Genomic DNA, 7,709 nt, shown 5'->3' with positions numbered 1-7,709 from the left:
GTCGGCGAGCCGGCGGGCCTCCTCGCGGGAGGTGCCGGTGGCGGTGAGCGGGTTCCACGCGCCGGTCTCGGCGTCGGCGGCCTGGTCCTCGACGGCGTCGAGGAGGTGGGCGAGGCGGCCGAAGAGACGGCCCGCCTCGGCGAGCGGCGCCGCGTTCCCGGGTCGGCCGGCGAGGACGGCGGTGTGCGCGAAGGCGGCCGCGGTCGCCGTCTCGGTCGGCTCGGTGACGGTGAGCAGGGAGGTGCCGGATCCCGCGAGGGCCTCGATGCCGGTCTGGCGGTCGACGGCGTCGACGAGGACGGCGGTGTCGAAGCCGAGGTCCCGGCCCGTCCTGGCCCCGGCCCTGTCCCAGGAGCGGGCGACGCGGCGGGCCGCGGCGGCGACCGGCCGGCGGGCCAACAGGCCGTCCCGGTCGGCGACGTGGTCCCGTACCTTCGCGGAGGCGAGGACGAGCGAGACGGCGGCGGCGAGCCTGGCTCCCTCGCCGCGGGCGACGGGGGCGGTCCGCATGGCGCGCAGCGCGCAGGGCCCGGCCGTGCGGCGTCCTGCCTCGGTCACGCCGGTCTGAGCCTCCGTCAGGACCGAGACGATGAGGCCGTCGTAGTTGGTGACGACCCGGGCGAACTGGCCGTGGTCGGCGCGGAGTGCCAGGCAGAGGCCGCAGAGGTGGGCCATCCACTCGGTCTTGAGGCCGTCGGTGAGGCGGTGGGTGCAGGGTCTGACGATTCCGAACAAGGACTCCCCCGTGAGTCGTGGGCTGGGGCGGGCGGCGAGGGTCCGCCGAGCGGCCTCGCGGCATCGTAGCGAGGGCTCCGTTCACCCGTACGCGCCCATCGTCACCCTTCCAGACCGACTTTCATATTTTCAGCTGCATGGCCCTCCGTCAGGGCCCGCATACCGCAAGTTTCCTGACGAATCGCCAGGAAACGGCCCTCACGTTCTGCACCAGTACCGTCACGAATCCCCTGCGCGGCGCCTATCCACTTGGCGCGCGATCCGCATCATGGACGACGATAGGGATTGCGGAACCACAAGTGACCGCGCTGAAAGGAGGCGTCCATGGGATCGGTGCGCAAGGCGAGTGCCTGGCTGGGACTCGTCGAGGACAACGACGAGCGTTACTACGACGACGAGTACGCCGACGGTGCCGAGGGCGGCGACGCCTGGGTGACGGACCCCCGGGTCCGGGTGGCCACGGACACCGCCGAGGAGCGGGGCCGCCGGATCGCCACCGTCTCCCCCGACGGCTTCCGGGACGCCCGGGGCATCGGCGAGCTCTTCCGGGAGGGGGTTCCGGTGATCGTGAACCTGACCGCGATGGAGCCGAACGACGCCAAGCGCGTCGTCGACTTCGCCGCCGGTCTCGCCTTCGGTCTGCGCGGCTCGATCGAGCGCGTGGCGACGCGGGTCTTCCTGCTGACCCCCGCCGACACCCAGATCGTCAGCGGCGAGACGGGCCGACGTCAGCAGGACGGTTTCTTCAACCAGAGCTGATCGAGTCCGCCGGCCGGTCCTGGCACCTCCCGACGGGGCCGGGTCAGTGCGCCGGACGCCCCGAGCCGGCGGGCTCGATCGCTTCCCGCGTCGCGGGCACCCGAGGCTCGACCGCCCCCGGGGAACCGGGGCGCTCCGCGGCACCGGGCACCTCCGGGACACCCGGCAGCACCGAAGGACCAGGGCGCTCCGAGGAACCGGGCGCCTCCGAGAGACCAGGCGCCTCCGAGAGACCGGGCGCCTCCGCAGGACCGGGCCACCCCGGCAGGCCGGGCAGCTCCGCAGGAGCCGTGGGGGCCGTTCCCGGCGATCCCGCCGACCCGGTCGGCTCCGTCGTGGCCCGAAGCTCCGCACCCCGGTCCGGGCCCTCCGGGGCCGGACGCGTCCTCTGGGCCTCCCGCTCGTCGAAGGCCGCCTCCGGATCCACCGGGCATTCCATGATCTCCGGCAGTCGCCGGGCCATCAGCGCGCCCACGAGCAGCAGTCCGGCACTCACGCAGAGCGTGACGTGCAGACCGGTCACGAAGGAGTGCCGGGCGGCCTGGTGCAGGGCCTCTCCCGCCGTACCGCCGAGCTGATCGGCGACCTTGTACGCCTCGCCGAGCGAGTTCGCGGCGGCCCGGCTCGCCTCCGCGGGCACCCCGGGCACCGAGGCGAGCCCGGGGGCGTACGCCGCGTTCATCACGCTGCCGAGCAGCGCGATGCCCATGCCCGCGCCGAGCTGGTACGAGGTCTCGCCGATCGCGGCCGCGCCGCCCGCGCTGTGCTGCGGCGCCTCGCTGAGCATCGACTCGTACGCCGAGAAGAGCGTGGTCTGCAGGCCGAAGCCGAGCAGGACGAAGCCCACCGTGAGCAGCAGCGGCCGGTCGTGCTGTCCCATGAGGGTCAGCAGCAGCACCGCGGCGGCGGTGAGGACGAAGCCCCAGCCGACCATCCGGCGCGGCCCGACCCTGCGCAGGGTGTACGAGCCCGTGGCGCCGGCGGCCATGGCGGCGAAGGTCAGCGGGAGGAGCCGGAGCCCGGTCTCCAGGGGGCTGAGGCCGAGGACGAGCTGGAGGTACTGGACGGCGATGAGCTCCAGGCCGACCAGGGCCAGCATGCCGATGACGATGCAGCCGACCGAGGTGGTGAAGGCGGCCCGGGAGAAGAGCCGCAGGTCGATCAGCGGGTGCGGGCGCCGCTTCTGCCGCCGTACGAAGAGGACGAGGAGCGCGATGCCGGTGGACAGCGGTCCGGCGGTCGTGAGGGAGAGCAGCGAGCCGCCGGCCCCGACGTGCTTGACGCCGAGGACGCAGAGCAGGACACCGGCCGCGGCCATGAGCGCGCCGAGCACGTCCCAGGGGCCGTCGGTGGCGCCCCTGGACTCGGGGAGGAGGCGGCGGCCGAGCGGCAGGATCAGCGCCATCAGCGGAATGTTGATGAGGAAGACGGAGCCCCACCAGTAGTTCTCGACGAGGAAGCCGCCGAGCACGGGTCCGGTGGCGGCGCCGATCGCGGCGGTGGCGGTCCAGATGCCGATCGCGGTGGCGCGCTCCCGCCGGTCGGGGAAGACCGTCCGGAGGATGGAGAGCGTGGCGGGCATGATCATGGCGCCGCCGACGCCGAGCAGCGCGCGGGCCCCGATGAGGACCGCGGGCTCGGTGGCGAGCGCGGCGACCGCCGAGGCGACGCCGAAGAGCGCGTAGCCGAGGAGGAGGATCCTGCGTCTGCCGACCCGGTCGCCGAGGGTGCCGAAGAGGATCAGGAGCGACGCGCAGACCAGGGGGTAGGCGTCGACGATCCAGAGCAGCGCGGTGGAGCTGGGGCGCAGGTCCTCGGTGAGCGAGGGGACGGCGACGTGGAGGATGGTCGCGTCGAGGGCGACCAGGAGAAGGCTGACGCAGAGGACGACGAGGACGACCCAGCGGTTGGCGCCTCCGTCGACGGCGGAACGCGTTCGCCCGTGGGCAGTGTTCGTCCTCGACATGTACGTACCTCCCGGTGAAGCTCTCGCGCTCGGTGGGCTGTGACCAGGGCGTATGCCCCTGGGGCGGCCCGGCATCGACGGGCGAGTGAATCGTCAGCGTACGCGAGTTCAAGGCCCGAGCGCGTGGCGCAGCTCTCACCTCGACGGGGCTCGCGGTGTGGCGTACGCCACTCGGCGCGGACCGCGCGTCGCATGGAATTCCGCACGGACGTCTGTTTGAGGAAATTCCCGGGCGTTCAAACACCCTTCCGGAATCGCCCCTGCGGCAATAGGGGCGAAGGTCATCGGATTTCCCGACGGACGCCTGGAATAGACCACTCGATGAGACCCACTCCACATCACACGATCATCACGAAGGGAGCGGAACGACCGGGTCTGCTTCTCACTCCCTGTAACGTCGATTGGGTGCGTACCGACATCTTTGCCCGGCTGGACCGGGAGCCGGAACCGCCGAAGATAGAGGTCCCGCGGATGACCCGCACGCGTCTCGCCCTCTTCGGCGGGACGTCGGCGTTCTATCTCGCCATCGTCGTGGCCGTCCTGCTGTCGACGTGGCTGGTGACCCTCGACTGGAAGATCATGCTCTTCCGGCCGTACCAGCAGTGGCCCGAGATCCACGGCTTCCTCGACTACTACGTCGTCCTCGGCCAGCGCGGCCCCACGGCCGTCATGGTGGCCGCCTGGCTGGGCTGGCGCTCCTGGCGCCAGCACACCCTGCGCCCCCTGCTGTGCCTCGGCGCCGCCCTCCTGCTGCTGAACGTCTCGGTGGGCGCGGTCAAGATCGGGCTCGGCCGCCTCGGCCCCCACTACGCGACCCAGGTCGGCTCCGCCGAGCTCTTCGGAGGCGGCGACATATTCCCCTCGGGGCACACCGCCAACGCGGTCGTGACCTGGGGCATCCTGGCCTATCTGGCGACCACCCCGAGGGCCCGGCGCTATCTGTCGGCCCTCTCCGCGGTGGTCGCGCTCGGCGTCGGCCTCACCACCGTCTACCTGGGCACGCACTGGCTGAGCGACGTGCTGCTCGGCTGGGCCGCCGGGCTGCTCGTCCTGCTCGCGCTGCCCTGGTGCGAGCCGGTGCTGGCCGTGGCGGAGGCCAGGATCCTCGCCGCGCGCGACCGGGTGCGGGAGCGGCTGCGGGACCGTCGCCGGCTCGTGCCCTCGCTGCCCGTGGCCTCGGGAGGGCCGCGTCCGGTACGGGAGCCGGTCCGCGAGCCCGTGGGGGTGGCCGGCGCCCGGCGCGCCCCCGCGACCCGCGGCTGACACGTACGCGAAAGGGCCCCGGCCGTCTCGGCCGGGGCCCTTTCGCATGCGGTCCCGCCGGCTCCTCAGCCGAGCCAGCAGCGGGTGACGGTGCCGTCCTCGACCTCGAAGTTGATGCGCCCGGCCAGGTATTCCATGGTGATGATCGAGCCCGGCGGCAGGGACCGGACGACGCGCCAGCCGCGGGTCCTGGCGAGCCGCTCGGCCCCTTCGGCGTCGAGGCCCACATAGGACTCGGGGGCGTCGCGGGGTGGTTCGGGAGTGCGCGAAGTGGGTGACATGAACCTCACGTTAGTCCCTCGGCGGTCACGCTTGTGTCACAAGTTCTCGACATATGTCTGCCCTGCTCACAACCGTTCGCGAGGCGGGTTTCCAGCCGTTTCTCCAGTAATTCCGAACGGCACCGGGCAGTTCGCACGAAGGGCGTGGAAGGGCGGCTGAGGCGCTTTCAATTCCCCTCTTCCCGCAGGCCGTCCCGAATTGTGTCGGCGACGCGCACCCGAGGCGCACACTCTTCCCTTACACAATGCTTACGCTGTCCGAACGCCCGGAGACGCGGAGCCGGGACGACGGTGAGGCGGAGGAAGCGATGGGCAACGGGACAGCGACCGCGACCGCCGAATCGGCCCGGCAGCGGCACGGACGCATCCTGATCGACTGGCTCACCACGACCGACCACAAGAAGATCGGCCATCTCTATCTGGCCACCTCGTTCGTCTTCTTCCTGATCGCCGGGCTCATGGCGATGCTCATGCGGGCCGAGCTGGCCCGCCCGGGGCTCCAGTTCGTCACGAACCAGGAGTTCAACCAGGCCTTCACCCTGCACGGCACGATCATGCTGCTGCTCTTCGCCACGCCCACCTTCGCCGGCTTCGCGAACGAGCTGGTGCCGCTGCAGATCGGCTCGCCCGACGTCGCCTTCCCGCGGCTCAACATGTTCTCGTACTGGCTGTTCCTCTTCGGCGGCCTGATGGTCCTCGGCTCGCTCTTCACCCCGACCGGGCCACCGGCCTTCGGCTGGACCGCCTACGCCCCGCTGAACAGCCTGGAGCGGATGCCGGGCGTCGGTGCCGACCTGTGGATCATGGGACTCGCGCTCTCCGGCTTCGGCACGATCCTGACCTCGGTCAACTTCCTCGCCACCATCATCGGGATGCGGGCGCCGGGCATGACCATGTTCCGGATGCCGATCTTCACCTGGAACATCCTGTTCACCGCGGTCCTGGTGATCATCGCCTTCCCCGTCCTCGCGGCGGCGCTGCTCGTCCTGGAGGCCGACCGGCGTCTCGGCGCCCTCGTCTTCCAGCCCGAGAACGGCGGGGCGCTGCTCTGGCAGCACCTCTTCTGGTTCTTCGGCCACCCCGAGGTCTACATCATCGCGCTGCCGTTCTTCGGGATCATCAGCGAGATCATCCCGGTCTTCTCCCGCAAGCCGATCTTCGGCTACGCGACGCTCATCGCCGCCACCATGGCGATCACCGGCCTCTCGGTGGTGGTCTGGGCCCACCACATGTTCGTGACGGGCGCGGTGCTGCTGCCGTTCTTCTCGATGCTCTCGTTCCTCATCGCGGTGCCCACCGGGGTGAAGTTCTTCAACTGGACCGGGACGATGCTGCACGGCTCGCTCTCCTTCGAGACCCCGATGCTCTGGTCCGTCGGCTTCCTGGTGTCCTTCCTCTTCGGCGGGCTCACCGGCGTCATCCTCGCCTCGCCGCCGATGGACTTCCAGGTCACCGACTCGTACTTCGTGGTCGCCCACTTCCACTACACGGTCTTCGGCACGGTCGTCTTCGCGACCTTCGCGGGCTTCTACTTCTGGTGGCCCAAGTTCACCGGCCGGATGCTCGACGAGCGGCTCGGGAAGATCCACTTCTGGACCCTCTTCGTCGGCTTCCACCTGACCTTCCTGGTGCAGCACTGGCTCGGCGCGGAAGGCATGCCCCGCCGGTACGCCGACTACCTGTCGGCCGACGGCTTCACGGCACTCAACACCGTCTCCACCATCGGCGCCTTCCTGCTCGGCACGTCCACGCTGCCGTTCCTCTACAACGTCTGGCGGACCTGGCGGTACGGGGAGAAGGTCGAGGTCGACGACCCCTGGGGCTTCGGCCGCTCCCTGGAATGGGCGACCTCCTGCCCGCCGCCCCGGCACAACTTCGAGTCCGTGCCCCGGATCCGCTCCGAGGCGCCCGCCTTCGACCTCCACCACCCCGAGTTCGCCGCGTACGAGCGGATGCAGATCAGCCCTCCGACCGATCGAGGGACCGGGACAACCGGTCCCTGAGCTCCCGGACCGCCCCCACCAGCTCCGGCGGCTCGACCACCTCGAAGTCGAAGCCCATGAACATCACGTGAAACACCATCGTGTCCAGGCTGTGCGCCCCCGTCCGCAGCAGACAGGCGTCCTCGCCGTCCGCCGTCAGGACCCCGTCCAGCGGGCCGACGACGGCGGCCGCCTCGGCGAGCGGGACGAAGAGCCGGACCGTCGCCTCCGTCGCGTAGGCCGTACCGGACACGCCCTTCGCCACATAGGCGGCCAGGTCGTCGGCGGGCGGCTCGCGGGGCGGGAAGCGGGGGCCGTGCGGGGGCTTCGGCTCGATGCGGTCGACCCGGAACGTCCGCCAGTCGTCCCGGTCGAGGTCCCAGGCGACGAGATACCAACGCCGCTCGGTGCAGACCAGCCGGTGCGGCTCGACGGTCCTGCGGGTGGCCGTCCCGCCGTGGTCGCGGTAGGCGAAACGGAGCCGCTCGCCGTCCCGGCAGGCGTTGGCCAACTCGGTGAGGACCGCCGGGTCGACCCGCTCCCTGGGGGTACGCAGCAGGGGCACCGTGAAGGCGTTGAGCGCCCCGATCCGGCGCCGGAGCCGGCTCGGCAGCACCTGCTCCAGCTTCGCCAAGGCGCGTACGGAGCTCTCGCCGATCCCCTCCACCCCCTGCCCGGCGGCGGACCGCAGCCCCACCGCGACCGCGACGGCCTCCTCGTCGT

Annotated in this window: 7 protein-coding genes; 3 read left to right on the top strand and 4 right to left on the bottom strand. The window is 71.3% G+C overall.

Going from position 1 to position 7,709, the window contains the following annotated elements:
• On the bottom strand, nt 1-735 hold a 735-nt coding region (locus CCN56_RS25525), incomplete at its 3' end, for a DUF5685 family protein (RefSeq protein WP_256962132.1).
• A gap of 324 nt (nt 736-1,059) precedes the next feature.
• Between CCN56_RS25525 and CCN56_RS25520 the strand changes: the two genes are divergently transcribed.
• Nucleotides 1,060-1,494 carry a cell division protein SepF gene (locus CCN56_RS25520; protein WP_041128488.1) on the top strand — a complete coding sequence of 145 codons (435 nt, stop codon included), beginning with the start codon at nt 1,060-1,062 and terminating at the stop codon, nt 1,492-1,494.
• A 43-nt stretch (nt 1,495-1,537) separates the two neighbouring features.
• On the opposite strand, the gene CCN56_RS25515 is transcribed toward CCN56_RS25520, so the two are convergent.
• A complete protein-coding gene (locus CCN56_RS25515; RefSeq protein ID WP_086830329.1) occupies nt 1,538-3,460 on the bottom strand; it encodes an MFS transporter in 1,923 nt (640 codons plus the stop codon).
• Between the two features lie 405 nt (nt 3,461-3,865).
• Here CCN56_RS25515 and CCN56_RS25510 point away from each other — a divergent pair, with 405 nt between their 5' ends.
• Nucleotides 3,866-4,723: a phosphatase PAP2 family protein gene (locus CCN56_RS25510; RefSeq protein ID WP_086830328.1), complete on the top strand. Its 858-nt coding sequence runs from the start codon at nt 3,866-3,868 to the stop codon at nt 4,721-4,723.
• Between the two features lie 65 nt (nt 4,724-4,788).
• Here the strand turns inward: CCN56_RS25510 and CCN56_RS25505 are convergent, their stop codons facing one another.
• On the bottom strand, nt 4,789-5,004 hold the full coding sequence (locus tag CCN56_RS25505; RefSeq protein WP_086830327.1) for an I78 family peptidase inhibitor: 216 nt from the start codon (nt 5,002-5,004) through the stop codon (nt 4,789-4,791).
• Between the two features lie 308 nt (nt 5,005-5,312).
• Here CCN56_RS25505 and ctaD point away from each other — a divergent pair, with 308 nt between their 5' ends.
• Nucleotides 5,313-7,007: a cytochrome c oxidase subunit I gene (gene ctaD / locus CCN56_RS25500; protein ID WP_086830326.1), complete on the top strand. Its 1,695-nt coding sequence runs from the start codon at nt 5,313-5,315 to the stop codon at nt 7,005-7,007.
• On the opposite strand, the gene CCN56_RS25495 is transcribed toward ctaD, so the two are convergent.
• Nucleotides 6,964-7,709: YafY family protein (locus CCN56_RS25495; protein ID WP_086830325.1), on the bottom strand; the 746-nt coding region annotated here is incomplete at its 5' end. The two genes, ctaD and CCN56_RS25495, sit on opposite strands and share 44 nt — an antisense overlap.

It is taken from the genome of Streptomyces sp. NRRL B-24572 (genome assembly GCF_002156145.1).
GTDB classification, from domain to species: domain Bacteria; phylum Actinomycetota; class Actinomycetes; order Streptomycetales; family Streptomycetaceae; genus Streptomyces; species Streptomyces vietnamensis.
Note: the sequence above shows the minus strand (reverse complement) of the source record. Positions and strands in the feature narration are given on the sequence as shown.